General features: G+C 73.6%; 8 protein-coding genes. 2 read left to right on the top strand and 6 right to left on the bottom strand.

All coding sequences use genetic code 11. From position 1 onward, the window contains the following. The first annotated feature begins 668 nt into the window (after nucleotides 1-668). On the top strand, nucleotides 669-5,609 hold the full coding sequence (locus CP974_RS11035; RefSeq protein WP_031132871.1) for an NAD-glutamate dehydrogenase: 4,941 nt from the start codon (nucleotides 669-671) through the stop codon (nucleotides 5,607-5,609). 134 nt (nucleotides 5,610-5,743) lie between these two features. On the opposite strand, the gene CP974_RS11030 is transcribed toward CP974_RS11035, so the two are convergent. From CP974_RS11030 to CP974_RS11020, 3 genes are all read right to left on the bottom strand, one after another. After that, on the bottom strand, nucleotides 5,744-7,039 hold the full coding sequence (locus CP974_RS11030; RefSeq protein WP_085921254.1) for a glycosyltransferase 87 family protein: 1,296 nt from the start codon (nucleotides 7,037-7,039) through the stop codon (nucleotides 5,744-5,746). Nucleotides 7,040-7,299: 260 nt separating this feature from the next. After that, the gene (locus CP974_RS11025; protein WP_031132868.1) at nucleotides 7,300-8,106 is read right to left on the bottom strand and encodes an ABC transporter ATP-binding protein; all 807 of its coding nucleotides are present in this window, start codon (nucleotides 8,104-8,106) and stop codon (nucleotides 7,300-7,302) included. Continuing rightward, the gene (locus CP974_RS11020) at nucleotides 8,099-9,055 is read right to left on the bottom strand and encodes an ABC transporter permease (protein WP_085921256.1); all 957 of its coding nucleotides are present in this window, start codon (nucleotides 9,053-9,055) and stop codon (nucleotides 8,099-8,101) included. The genes CP974_RS11025 and CP974_RS11020 overlap by 8 nt, the downstream gene beginning before the upstream one ends. A 192-nt stretch (nucleotides 9,056-9,247) precedes the next feature. Here CP974_RS11020 and CP974_RS11015 point away from each other — a divergent pair, with 192 nt between their 5' ends. Beyond that, entirely contained in the window at nucleotides 9,248-9,871 is a 624-nt protein-coding gene (locus CP974_RS11015) for a TetR/AcrR family transcriptional regulator (protein WP_031132864.1), read from the top strand. 139 nt (nucleotides 9,872-10,010) lie between these two features. On the opposite strand, the gene CP974_RS11010 is transcribed toward CP974_RS11015, so the two are convergent. The 3 genes from CP974_RS11010 to CP974_RS11000 all read right to left on the bottom strand — a co-directional run bounded on the left by CP974_RS11010 (nucleotide 10,011) and on the right by CP974_RS11000 (nucleotide 13,855). Further along, complete coding sequence (locus CP974_RS11010) at nucleotides 10,011-10,985, bottom strand: carbohydrate ABC transporter permease (protein ID WP_223844667.1); 975 nt, start codon at nucleotides 10,983-10,985, stop codon at nucleotides 10,011-10,013. Continuing rightward, the gene (locus CP974_RS11005; RefSeq protein ID WP_085921495.1) at nucleotides 10,982-12,376 is read right to left on the bottom strand and encodes a carbohydrate ABC transporter permease; all 1,395 of its coding nucleotides are present in this window, start codon (nucleotides 12,374-12,376) and stop codon (nucleotides 10,982-10,984) included. The genes CP974_RS11010 and CP974_RS11005 overlap by 4 nt, the downstream gene beginning before the upstream one ends. Before the next feature lie 108 nt (nucleotides 12,377-12,484). Beyond that, nucleotides 12,485-13,855: an ABC transporter substrate-binding protein gene (locus CP974_RS11000; RefSeq protein WP_031136575.1), complete on the bottom strand. Its 1,371-nt coding sequence runs from the start codon at nucleotides 13,853-13,855 to the stop codon at nucleotides 12,485-12,487. Nucleotides 13,856-13,911: the final 56 nt, after the last annotated feature.

The raw sequence follows: 13,911 nt of genomic DNA, 5'->3' as shown, positions 1-13,911 counted from the left end.
CCCCGCGGCCGCCGCGTGCGGCCGGGGACGGACCCGCGGTCCCGGCGGCGGGTGTGGCGGGCGGGTGGGGCCGCGCGCCGGGTGACGTCGCGGGGCCGGCCGTGCGCCGCTCACGGGCGGGTGCGTCCGAGCGGGGGACCCGGTGCGACCCGGGCACCGTCGGCGGGCCGCCGGAGGCGGGAGGGGGCGGGCGCGCGGGGGAGAGGGTTTCGGACACGGCCGCAGGGCCGTCGTACCTGCTCCGCATGGGGGTTTCGTACCGGAAAGGGAGGGATTCGGCACCGGGCGGGATGGCGGGTGCGCATCGCGCGCGTCTGTCGCTGTCCACACTGTCAAACTTCGGGGTCGTCTTTTGTACACATACGGCTCATGACGGCCGAGGGGTGAGGGGCGATAGCCTGGACCCGTGATCAGCGCTATATGCCGTGGGGGCAGCGGAGCCCCCGGCCGGCGCCCGGAGTGCCTTCGTGCCCGGGCGGCAGCTGGTCCTTCCCGCCCGGTTCCCCCGCCGTCCCAGGCCAAGCGGCCGAAGCCGGCCGGTGGCGATCCGGGCTTCTCTCATTCGGGCATGGCGACCACGCCGAGCGGTTACACCGCCTGGAAGCGTGACCGACCTGCCACCCCCTTCCCCTACGTCACGCAACGGCGCGCGACAGGAGCCAGAGGACATGCAGACCAAGCTGGACGAAGCCAAGGCCGAGCTGCTCGAACGGGCCGCCCGGGTAGCTGAGAACGAGTCCGGGGACCGGCCCGACGCGGGCACGGTGCTCGAGTACCTCCAGCGCTACTACCTGCACACCGCTCCCGAGGACCTCACGGACCGCGACCCCGTCGACGTGTACGGCGCGGCGCTCTCGCACTACCGCCTGGCCGAGAACCGTCCCCAGGGCACGGCCAGCGTCCGCGTGCACACGCCGACCGTCGAGGAGAACGGCTGGACGTGCAGCCACTCCGTCGTCGAGGTCGTCACCGACGACATGCCGTTCCTGGTGGACTCCGTCACCAACGAGCTGTCCCGGCAGAACCGCGGCATCCACCTCGTCGTGCACCCCCAGGTGGTCGTCCGCCGCGACGTGACCGGCAGGCTCGTCGAGGTCCTCCCCTCCGGCCCCGGCTCCGAGAACGGCGCCCGCACCAGGCCGCACGACGCGCTCGTCGAGTCGTGGATCCACGTGGAGATCGACCGCGAGACCGACCGCGCCGACCTCAAGCAGATCACCGCAGACCTGCTGCGCGTCCTGTCCGACGTCCGCGAGGCCGTCGAGGACTGGGAGAAGATGCGCGACGCGGCGCTGCGCCTGGCCGACGGCCTGGCCGACGAGCCGACCGCCGCGGACCTGCGGCCCGGCGAGGTCGAGGAGGCCCGCGAGCTGCTGCGCTGGCTCGCCGACGACCACTTCACCTTCCTCGGCTACCGCGAGTACGACCTGGTCGACGGCGACGGCCTCGCCGCCGTCCCCGGCACCGGCCTCGGCGTGCTGCGCTCCGACCCGCACCACAGCGGCGAGGAGGTCCACGGCCACCCCGTCTCTCCGTCGTTCAACCGGCTGCCGGCCGACGCGCGCGCCAAGGCCCGCGAGCACAAGCTGCTGATCCTCACCAAGGCCAACAGCCGCTCCACCGTCCACCGCCCGTCGTACCTGGACTACATCGGCGTCAAGAAGTTCGACGCGAGCGGCAACGTCATCGGTGAGCGCCGCTTCCTCGGCCTGTTCTCGTCCGCCGCGTACACCGAGTCCGTGCGCCGCGTCCCCGTCATCCGCCGCAAGGTCGCCGAGGTCCTCGACGCCGCCGGCTTCGCGCCCGCCAGCCACGACGGCCGCGACCTGCTGCAGATCCTGGAGACCTACCCGCGCGACGAGCTGTTCCAGACGCCCGTCGACCAGCTGATGGCCATCGCCACCAGCGTCCTGTACCTCCAGGAGCGCCGCCGGCTGCGCCTCTACCTGCGCCGCGACGAGTACGCCCGCTACTACTCCGCGCTGGTCTACCTGCCGCGCGACCGCTTCAACACCACGGTCCGCGAGCGGCTCACCGACATCCTGAAGGAGGAGCTCGGCGGCACCAGCGTCGACTTCACCGCCTGGAACACCGAGTCGGTCCTCTCGCGCCTCCACTTCGTCGTCCGCGTCCCGCAGGGCACCACGGTCACCCCGCTCACCGACGACGACGCCGACCGCATCGAGCACCGCCTCGCCGAGGCGGCCCGCTCGTGGGCCGACGGCTTCAGCGAGGCCCTCAACGCCGAGACCGGCGAGGAGCGCGCCGCCGACCTGATGCGCCGCTACGGCAACGCCTTCTCGGAGGGGTACAAGGCCGACCACCCGCCGCGCGCCGCCGTCGCCGACGTCCTCCAGCTGGAGCAGCTCGCACAGGGCGGCGAGGACTTCGCGCTCTCCCTGTACGAACCGGTCGGCGCCGCGCCGGGCGACCGCCGCTTCAAGATCTTCAAGCGGGGCGAGCAGGTCTCCCTCTCCGCCGTGCTGCCCGTCCTCAACCGGCTGGGCGTCGAGGTCGTCGACGAGCGCCCGTACGAGCTGCGCTGCGCCGACCGCACGCACGCCTGGATCTACGACTTCGGCCTGCGCATGCCGGCGCCCACCGGCAACGGCGGCGACTACCTCGGCGACGACGCCCGCGAGCGGTTCCAGGAGGCGTTCGCCGCGACGTGGACCGGGCAGGCCGAGAACGACGGCTTCAACGCCCTCGTCCTCACCGCGGGGCTCAACTGGCGCCAGGCGATGGTGCTGCGCGCGTACGCCAAGTACCTGCGGCAGGCCGGCTCGACCTTCAGCCAGGACTACATGGAGGACACCCTCCGCGACAACGTCCACACCACGCGCCTGCTCGTCTCGCTGTTCGAGGCGCGGATGGCGCCCGAGCGGCAGCGCGCCGGCACGGAGCTGACGGACGGCATCCTGGAGGAGCTCGACGGCGCCCTCGACCAGGTCGCGTCCCTCGACGAGGACCGCATCCTGCGCTCCTTCCTCACCGTCATCAAGGCGACCCTGCGGACGAACTTCTTCCAGAAGGGCGCCGACGGCAGGCCGCACGCCTACGTGTCGATGAAGTTCGACCCGCAGGCCATCCCCGACCTGCCGGCGCCGCGCCCCGCGTTCGAGATCTGGGTGTACTCGCCGCGGGTCGAGGGCGTCCACCTGCGCTTCGGCAAGGTCGCGCGCGGCGGCCTGCGCTGGTCCGACCGGCGGGAGGACTTCCGTACGGAGATCCTCGGCCTGGTCAAGGCGCAGATGGTGAAGAACACCGTCATCGTCCCCGTCGGCGCGAAGGGCGGCTTCGTCGCCAAGCAGCTGCCCGACCCGTCCGTGGACCGCGACGCGTGGCTGGCCGAGGGCGTCGCCTCGTACCGCACGTTCATCTCGGCGCTGCTCGACATCACCGACAACCTGGTCGGCGGCGAGGTCGTGCCCCCCGCCGACGTGGTCCGCCACGACGAGGACGACACCTACCTGGTCGTCGCCGCCGACAAGGGCACGGCGACCTTCTCCGACATCGCCAACGAGGTCGCCGTCGGCTACGGCTTCTGGCTCGGCGACGCCTTCGCGTCCGGCGGCTCCGCCGGATACGACCACAAGGGCATGGGCATCACCGCGCGCGGCGCCTGGGAGTCGGTCAAGCGCCACTTCCGCGAGCTGGGCCACGACACGCAGACGCAGGACTTCACGGTCGTCGGCGTCGGCGACATGTCCGGCGACGTCTTCGGCAACGGCATGCTGCTGTCCGAGCACATCCGCCTCGTCGCCGCCTTCGACCACCGCCACATCTTCATCGACCCGAACCCGGACGCGGCCGTCTCGTACGCCGAGCGGCGCCGCCTGTTCGAGCTGCCCCGCAGCTCCTGGGCCGACTACGACCGCGCGCTGCTCTCGCCGGGCGGCGGCGTCCACTCGCGGCAGGCCAAGTCCATCCCGGTCAACGCGCACATGCGGGCGGCGCTCGGCATCGACGAGGGCGTCACCAAGCTGACCCCCGCCGAGCTGATGAAGGCCGTCCTGAAGGCGCCGGTCGACCTGCTGTGGAACGGCGGCATCGGCACCTACGTCAAGGCGTCCGCCGAGTCGCACGCCGACGTCGGCGACAAGGCCAACGACGCGATCCGCGTCAACGGCGAGGACCTGCGGGTCAAGGTCGTCGGCGAGGGCGGCAACCTCGGCCTCACCCAGCTCGGCCGCATCGAGTTCGCCCGCGCCGGCGGCCCCGCCGGCACCGGCGGCAAGGTCAACACCGACGCCATCGACAACAGCGCGGGCGTCGACACCTCCGACCACGAGGTGAACATCAAGATCCTGCTGAACGGGCTCGTCACCGACGGCGACATGACCGTCAAGCAGCGCAACAGGATCCTCGCCGAGATGACCGACGAGGTGGGCCGCCTGGTCCTGCGCAACAACTACGCGCAGAACGTGGCGCTCGCCCTCGCCGTCCACCAGTCCCACTCGCTGCTCCACGCCCACCAGCGGTTCCTGCGCCGCCTGGAGCGCGACGGGTACCTCGACCGGGACCTGGAGTTCCTGCCGGGGGACCGGCAGATCCGCGAGCTGCTGAACGCCGGGAAGGGCCTCAGCCAGCCGGAGCTGGCCGTCCTCATGGCGTACACGAAGATCACGGTGGCGCAGGAGCTGATCGCCACCGACCTGCCGGACGACCCGTACCTGCGGAGCCTGCTCCACACGTACTTCCCGACCATCCTGCGCGAGCAGTTCCCCGACCAGGTCGACGGGCACGCGCTGCGCCGCGAGATCATCACCACGATCCTGGTGAACGACACCGTCAACAGCGGCGGCTCGACGTTCCTGCACCGGCTCCGCGAGGAGACCGGCGCGTCGATCGCGGAGATCGTCCGCGCGCAGACCGCCGCCCGCGCGATCTTCGGCCTGGGTGCCGTCTGGGACGCCGTCGAGGCACTCGACAACAAGGTCCCGGCCGAGGTCCAGTCGCGCATCCGGCTGCACTCCCGCCGGCTCGTCGAGCGCGGTACGCGCTGGCTGCTCAACAACCGGCAGCAGCCGCTCCAGCTCGCGGAGACGATCGACTTCTTCGGCGACCGCGTCGAGCACGTGTGGGCCGAGCTGCCGAAGATGCTGCGCGGCGCCGACCTGGAGTGGTACGAGGGCCTGGTCGCCGAGCTGACCGCGGCGGGCGTGCCGGGCGAGCTGGCGGCGCGGGTCGCCGGGTTCTCCTCGGCCTTCCCGACGCTGGACATCGTCGCCATCGCGGACCGCACGGGCAAGGACCCGCTGGCCGTCGCCGAGGTGTACTACGACCTCGCGGACCGGCTGCGGATCACCCAGCTCATGGACCGGATCATCGAGCTGCCGCGGGCCGACCGCTGGCAGTCCATGGCGCGCGCCGCGATCCGCGAGGACCTGTACGCGGCGCACGCGGCCCTCACCTCCGACGTGCTGTCGGCCGGGAACGGCACGTCCACGCCGGAGGAGCGGTTCGCGGCCTGGGAGGAGAAGAACGCCTCCCTGCTGGCCCGCGCCCGCACGACGCTGGAGGAGATCCAGGGCTCCGACGCGTTCGACCTGGCGAACCTGTCGGTGGCGATGCGGACGATGCGCACCCTGCTGCGCGCCCACAGCTGAGCCGCCGGCCGTACGCACGGCCGTGGCCGGGGCGCCCACCCGCGCGGGTGGGCGCCCCGGCGCGTCTCACGGCGCCCGTCCCGCGGCTTCCCGCCGGCTCACGGCGTCCTCCTGCCGGCTCAGGCGCCCCCCGCTCAGGGCACCGGCGCCGCGCTCTTCGCCGCCGCCTCCCGCGCCACGCCGCGTGCCGTGCTCCGCGGCACCCGCAGCACGCCGGGCGCCGACTCCGCCCACAGCAGCCGGCCCGACAGCAGCGCGGCGGCGACCAGCAGCCCGTTGCGGGCGAGCATCAGCAGGCAGCCGAGCGGACTGACGGCCAGCACCTCCCCGTACAGCAGCGGGTACGCGAACGAGGTCAGCACCGCCGCGGGCAGGAGCAGCAGCGCGACGGGCCGCTGCGTGGTGTCGCGGGCCGTCAGGCACACGGCGGCGAGCCCCAGCAGCCACACCAGGTACTGGGGGCTGATCACCCGGCTCGTCACCGTCACCAGCAGGACGGCGGCCAGCGCGGCGTCCAGGGGCGTGGCCCGCGACCGGTGCGGCGAGCGCACCCGCCACACCACCAGCCACAGCACGGCCGCCCCCGTGCACAGCAGCGACCCGGCCGCGACGGCGTCCGTGAACGGCCCGGTGAACTCGTACGCCCCGTAGCGGTAGACGACCTGGCCCCGCCACCCCGCCAGGTGCGCCAGCGACAGCAGGGTCCCGCCGACCGACTCGACCTGCACGCCCCGGCCGCCCTGGTGCCGCAGGAAGTCCAGGGTGTGCGGGAACGCCACCGCCAGGGCCGCCGCCCCGCCCAGCGCGGTGGCGACCGCCGACCACCAGGACCGCCGCGTGCCGGGCCCCGGTGCCGTGCCGGTCAGGGTCAGCAGTGGCCAGCCCTTGGCGAGCGCCCCGAGCCCCGCCAGGGCGCCGCCGAGCCGGGCCCGCCCGGCGTACAGGGCGAGGAGGGCGGCCACGGCCAGCGCGGTGACGGGCAGGTCGTAGCGGGCGAGCGGGGTGTGGAGCAGCAGGGGCAGGCCGCCGGTCCAGTACCAGGCGCCGTCCCCGCCGGCCCGCGCCAGGGCGAGGACGACCGCGAGGTCGGCGAGCAGGGCCAGCGCGACGAACGCCTGGAAGTACGTCAGGCCGGGCACCGCGCCGGGCGCGAGCAGCACCAGGGCGGCGCCGGGCGGGTACTGCCAGGTCGTCTCGTCGCCGGGCAGGTCACCGCCGGCGATCCGCTCGTACCAGTGCCGGTAGAGGACGTGCACCTCCTGGCCGACCTGGCCGATGCCGAGCGTGTCGTGGGTCAGCAGCCACAGGAGCGCGGCGCGGCTGACCGCCCAGACGGCGAGGAGGGGCAGCAGTTCGGGGCGGCGCCGCTCCCGGATGCGGAGCCGGCGCCGGCTGAAGGTCTGTGAGGGGCTGAGCCGGTGCTTGGTCATCCCCGCGAACACTAGTGACGGTTTGGGAGGGTACGCCCGTTGTCTGCGGCGGTGGGGTGACGGGAGGCGGGTGTCGGGTGCGGAGGTCACGGGTGCCGGGGTGCCGGGGTGCCGGGGTGCTGGGGTGCCGGGCGCGCGGGTGCAGGGTGGCGGGTGGTGAGGCGTCGGCGTGGCGCGGGGTGACGGGTGGTGAGGTGCGCGGGAGGGTCGGGTGTGACGGGTGGTGAGGTCTGCGGTGGCCGGAGGACGGGGTGGGGCGGTCAGCGTGTGGCGCGCTCGTACGCCGTGACGACCTCGTCGGACGGGCCGTCCATCAGGACGCGGCCGGACTCCAGCCAGATCGCCCGGTCGCAGGTCTCCCGGATGGTCGAATTGCTGTGGCTGACGAGGAAGACCGTGCCGGCCTCGGCGCGCAGCTCGTTGATCCGCTCCTGGCTGCGCCGCCGGAACGCGGCGTCGCCGGTGGCCAGTGCCTCGTCGATGAGCAGCACGTCGTGCGAGCGGGCGGCGGCGATGGAGAACCGCAGCCGGGCGCCCATGCCGGAGGAGTACGTGCGCATCGGCAGCGACACGAAGTCGCCCTTGTCGTTGATGCCGGAGAACTCCACGATCCGCTGGTACCGCTCCGCCACCTCCTCGCGGGTCATGCCCATGGCCAGGCCGCCGAGCACGATGTTCCGCTCGCCCGTCAGGTCGCCCATCAGGGCGGCGTTGACGCCGAGGAGGCTGGGCTGGCCCTGCGTGTAGACGTGGCCCCGGCTGGGCGGCAGCAGGCCGGCGACGGCCTTCAGGAGCGTGGACTTGCCGGAGCCGTTGCTGCCGATGAGCCCGATGGCCTCGCCCTTGTACGCGGCGAAGCTGACGCCCTTGACGGCGTGCACCGTGCGCGTGGCCGGGACGGCCCTCCCGCGCGCGAGGAGCCGGCCGAGCGCCGCGCCCGCCCGGCCGCTCGGACCGGGCGAGCCGACCTCGGGGTGCCGGGCCGCTGGGCCGGCCGGCCCCGCCCCCTGGACGGTGTAGGTCACGTGGACGCCGTCGACGACGACGGTCGGAACGCGTTCAGCCACGGCCGTACGTCTCCTCTGCCTGCCAGAAGTAGATGAACCCGCCCGCGAAGGCGGCCAGCGCCCAGCCCGCCGCCGCGGCCCACACATGGGCCGGCAGCTGCGCCGCGGTGAAGCTGTCGATCAGCGCGAAGCGGACCAGGTCGATGTAGAGCGCGGCCGGGTTGTACCGCAGGGCCAGCTCCACCAGCCCCGGCAGGTCCCGCCCGGCCAGCACGTGCTGGACGCTCCACATGACGCCCGACGCGTACATCCAGGTCCGCAGGACGAACGGCACCACCTGCGCCACGTCCGGCGTCCGCGCCGCCAGCCGCGCCAGAACGAGCGAGACGCCCGCGTTGAAGAGGGTCTGGAGCGCCAGCGCGGGGACGGCGAGCAGCCAGGCCGGCCCCGGCCGCGCCCCGAAGCCGACCAGGATCGCGAGCAGCGCGGCCAGCGAGAACGCCAGCTGCTGGAGCTGCTGGAGCGCCAGTGCCAGGGGGAGGCTCGCGCGCGGGAAGTGCAGGGCGCGCACCAGCCCGAGGTTGCCGCTGACGGCCCGCGTCCCGGCGGTGATCGTGCTGGAGGTGAACGTCCAGATGAAGACGCCCGTCACCAGGAACGCCGCGAAGTCGGGGACCTGCTTCCTGGTGTCCATGAGGACGCCGAAGATCAGGTAGTACACGGCCGCGTTGAGCAGCGGCGTCACCACCTGCCACAGCTGTCCGAGCCGCGCCTGGCTGTACTGGGCGGTCAGCCGGGCGGTGGCGAACGCGGTGATGAAGTGGCGCCGCTCCCACAACTGCCGCGCATAGCGGGGGAGCTGCGGGCGGGAGCCGCTGACGGTGAGCCCGTGCCGCAGGGCGAGGGCCCGCAGATCCTCCTCGGGGACCTCGTACGCGGGGACCTCGTAGGCGGCGCCCGCCTCCGTCCCGGGAGCGGGTGGTCGAGGCGCGGCCGGTGGTGGCGCGATGGTGCTCACGGGACTCACCGGGGGCGCCCCCCTTTCGTCTGGAGTCTGGAGTCTGGAGTCTGAGGTCCGGGGTCCGGGGTCTGGATCCTGGTACGGCACGTCGTCGGGACGCGTCCGTATCGTCGCTACGGCGAGGTTAGGGCGCCGGTGCGCCGGAACGCAACCATCCCGTCGTGACGCGGGTGGCGCGCTATGATCCCCGGCATGACGCCACCCCCGCCCGGTACCCCCCGCCGCGCACCCGCAGGGGCCGCAGTGCTCCGCGCGGACGTGACCGAAGCGATCCGCGCCGCCGTCTTCGAGGAGCTGGCCGCGGTCGGGTTCGCGCGCATGTCCATTGAGGGCATCGCGCGCCGCGCGGGCGTCGGCAAGACGGCCGTCTACCGCCGGTGGAAGTCCAAGCTGTCGCTGGTGCTCGACCTGCTGACCGCGTTCGCCGCCGACGGGCTGCCCGCCCCCGCGACCGGCTCGCTGTACGGAGACGTGCGCGCCCTGCTGGAGGTCGCCGCGCACGCGCTGCGCCACCCGGTGGCCTCCCAGGTCATCCCGGACCTGCTGGTGGAGGCGGCCCGGCACCCGGAGATCACGGACGCGGTGCGGGGGGTGCTCCTCGACGGCCAGCGCGGGGTCGTCGCGAGCGTGGTGCGGGACGCGGTCGCACGGGGCGAGCTGGCCGAGGGCGCCGACCCCGACCGGGCGCTCGACCTCGTCGTGGGGCCGCTGTACTGGCGGCTGGTGGTCGTCCGGGACGCGCGGCTGCCGGAGGGGTACCTCGACGACCTGGCCGCGGCGGCGGTGGCGGCCCTGCGGGCCTGACCACCGCGGGAACCGCCGAGGTCCGGCGCACCATGCGGAGCCGGCAGGACCGCGCAAGGCGATCCGGCGCACCATGCGGAGCCGGCAGACCGCGCCAGACGACCCGGCGCGACCGGAGCCCACCGGGTCGTCCCGCCCGCTACTTCACCGCCCCCGCCATCACGCCCGACACGAACTGCCGCTGGAACGCGAAGAAGACCGCCAGCGGCACCGCCATCGACACGAACGCGCCCGGCGCCAGCACGTCGATGTTGTTGCCGAACTGGCGGACCTGCTGCTGGAGCGCCACCGTGATCGGCGGGGCGTCCGAGTCGGCGAAGATCAGGGCGACCAGCATGTCGTTCCACACCCACAGGAACTGGAAGATGCCGAGCGACGCGATGGCCGGTCCGCCGAGCGGCAGCACCACGCGCGCGAAGAGGCGGATCTCGCCGGCCCCGTCGAGCCGGGCCGCCTCCAGCAGCTCGCGGGGGATCTCCGCGAAGAAGTTCCGCAGCAGGAAGATGGCGAACGGCAGGCCGAACGCCGTGTGGAAGAGGACCACGCCCAGGGTCGTCTCGAAGACGCCGATCTCCCCGAACAGCCTCGACACCGGTACCAGCGCCACCTGGACCGGCACCACCAGCAGTCCCACGACGGCCAGGAACCACCAGTCCCGCCCCGGGAACTCCATCCACGCGAACGCGTACCCGGCGAGCGATCCGACGACCACGACCAGCAGCGTCGCCGGCACCGTGATCATCACGGTGGACAGCAGCGAGCCGGTGATGGTGCCGTCGCGCAGGATCGCCGAGTAGTTCTCCACCGTCAGCTGCGCGGGCGCCGTGAACACGGTCCACCAGCCGCTGCCGCTGATGTCGGAGGGCGACCGCAGCGACGACAGCAGCAGGCCCACCGTCGGCATCAGCCAGAACAGCGCGACCACGACGAGGAACAGCCGCGCGGCGCCCCCGCCCAGCCGCGCGGCCCACGCGCCCGCCCGCGACCCGCCCCGCGACCCCGAGCGCCCCGAGCCGCCCGCCCCCGCCCTGGAGCCCCGCGCCCCGGCCCGCGGCCCGCCCGGAGCCGGCGGGGGCGGATCCGGCGGGAGCGCTCCGGTACGAGACGACGTCATCGCCGCGACTCCCTCCGTATCCGCCGGATGTTGAAGAACATCACCGGTATCACCAGCAACAGCAGCAGCACCGAGATCGCGCTGCCCACGCCCAGGTGGGCGTCCGTGCCGAACGACGACCGGTACAGCTGGAGCGCCAGGACGTTCGCGTCGTCCTGGACCGAACCGGGCGCGATGATGAACACCAGGTCGAAGATCTTCAGTACGTTGATCATCAGGGTCACCAGCACCACCGCCAGCACCGGAGCGAGCAGGGGCACCGTCACGCGGCGGAACACCTGCCACTCGCCGGCGCCGTCCACCCGCGCCGCCTCCAGCAGCTCGCGCGGCAGAGCGGCGAGTCCCGCCCCGATGAGGACCATCGCGAAGCCCGCCCACATCCACACGTAGCTGCCGATGACGGCGGGCGTGACCAGCGTCGGGCCCAGCCAGTCCACACCGTTGTACGGCTCCCGGAAGTTCGCCTCGGGCAGCCGCAGCAGCGCCCCGTCCGCCGCGGCGGGCAGGCTGAACGAGCCGTCCGCCGCCGCCGTCGCCGCGGCGACGACCCTGCCGTCCTTCACCGCCTCGATCCGCAGCCCCTTCAGGCCGGGTTCGCGCGCGTCGACGGTGTTGGGGGTGCCCCCGCCGCCCCTGGTGAAGTCCAGCCACGCCGTGCCGGTCACCGCGCCGGGCTCCGGCACCGGTGGCCTCGCGGGCCGGGCGTCGCCGGGCATCGCGGCGGGCGCCACGCCGACGAGCGGCAGCAGCGCCGGGGTGCCCGCCCGTACCGGCTCCTTCGTCACGTACGCGCCCCCGCCGGCCGCCTCCAGCGGGTGCACCGGCAGCGGGCGGGCCTTCGGGTACCCGGCCGACTCGGTGAACGTGTCGTGGACGCCCACCCAGACCGCGTTCGCCACGCCCCGCTCCGGGTCCTGCTCGTACACCAGCCGGAAGATGATCCCGGCGGCCAGCATGGAGACGGCCATCGGCATGAAGACGACCAGCTTGAACGCCGTGCCCCAGCGGACGCGTTCGGTCAGCACGGCGAAGACCAGCCCGAGGGCGGTCGCCAGGGCGGGGGCGGCGACGAGCCAGACCGCGTTGTTCCGCACCGCCGTCAGGATCGTGTCGTCGGTGAAGATCTCCACGTAGTTGTCGAGGCCGGCGAAGCCCGTGCCCGCCCGGTCGAGGAACGACCGCCGGACGGAGTATCCGATCGGGTACACGACGAGCGCGCCCAGCAGCACCAGCGCGGGCAGCAGGAACGCGGCGGCGAGCAGCCCGCGCGTCCCCGTCACGCCCCGGCGTGCGCCCTTCGCGCCCCGCGCGCCGCCGCCACTGCCGGCGCCCCCGCGCGCGGACCGCCGCGCGCCCGCCCCGCCGGCCGCCCCCGGCCGCCCCCGCACCACCGGGGACGGGGTCCGGTCCGGCGGAGGAGCGGCGCCCGGTGGCGGAGGCGCGCCGGGGGGAGGCGGCGGGGGCGGGGGAGGCGGCGGCGGGGGAGCGGCTGCCACGGCTCAGCCCTCGTTCCGGTACGCCTTGGCCGCGTCCGCCTCCAGGCGCGCCTGCGTCCCCGCGATGTCCTTCGGGTTCTTCAGGAAGTCCTGGAGCGCCTTCCACTCGCCCTTGCCGGGCGTGCCGCCGAACGACTGCGGCATCTGGTCCGACATGTCGAAGCGGAAGTCGTCACCGGCGTCGAGCAGCGCCTTGGCGATGCCGCGCTGCACGTCGTCGGGGTACGCGGCCGGGTCGAGGGACCTGTTGGGCGAGAGGAACCCGCCCTCCGCCGCCCAGACCGCGGCCGCGTCCGGCGACGCCAGGAAGGTCAGGAGCGCCTGCGCCGCCGGCTTGTCCGTCAGCGCCACCGTCACGTCCCCGCCGGTCACCACGGGCGCGTCGCCGCCGCCCACGGCCGGGAACGGGAACACCTTCGCGTCGGTGCCGACCTTCGCCTCGGTCTGGGCGATGTTGACGGACACGAAGTCGCCCTCGAAGACCATCGCGGCCTTCGGCTGGTCGCCGCCGGTGAACGTCTGCGTCACCGACGCCGGGAACTCCGTCTGCAGCGCCCCGGCCGCGCCTCCCGCGATCAGCTCCGGCCTGCCGAACAGCTCGGCGAGCGTGGTGAGGGCGCGGGTCACCGACGGGTCGGTCCACTTGACGCCGTGCCGGGCGAGCTGGTCGTACTTCTCCGGCCCGGCCTGCGACAGGTAGACGTTCTCGAACCAGTCCGTGAGCGTCCACCCGTCCGCGCCGCCGATCGACACGGGCGTGACCCCGGACGCGGAGATCGTCTCGGCGGTGGCCAGCAGCTCCTTCCACGTCTTCGGCTCGGACACGCCGGCGTTGTCGAAGACGGCGGTGTTGTACCAGATCAGCGACTTGTTGGCGGCCTTGAAGTACACGCCGTACTGCGTGCCGTCCACCGCGCCGAGGTCCCGCCAGCCCTGCGAGTAGTTCCTGGCCAGCTGCGCCTTCGCGTCGGCGCCGGCGGGCTTCGCCCACTTCCGTTCGACGGCCTGCCGCAACGCGCCGACCTGCTGGAGCATCGCCACGTCGGGCGGTGACCCGCCCGCGATCTTCGTGCCGATGTAGTTGAGCATCGCGTCCTGGGTCGGCACGTACGAGACGCGCGCGCCGGTGCGCCTCTCGAACTCCTTGAGGACCTTGGTGAACGCCTCCTGCTCCGGCCCCGTCCACACGGCGACCACCTGGAGCCGCTGCCCCTCCAGCCTCGGTAACGCGACGGACGGCCTGGTGGGTTCGGTGGACGCCTCCGGGGCGGAGGCGCCCTCGGAACCGCCGCCGCAGCCGGCGAGGGTGAGCGCCAGGGCCCCGATGGCCGCGAAGGCGGCGACGGTCCGGCGGTTGCGCGCAGTCGTACGCATCACTGCCCCGTTTCTCCCGTGTGCGTCGTCCCTGTCGTCCCTTTCGCTCTGGTCTA

This window comes from Streptomyces fradiae ATCC 10745 = DSM 40063 (genome assembly GCF_008704425.1).
Classification (GTDB): Bacteria; Actinomycetota; Actinomycetes; order Streptomycetales; family Streptomycetaceae; genus Streptomyces; species Streptomyces fradiae.
This window is presented reverse-complemented; position numbering and strand designations above follow the sequence as displayed.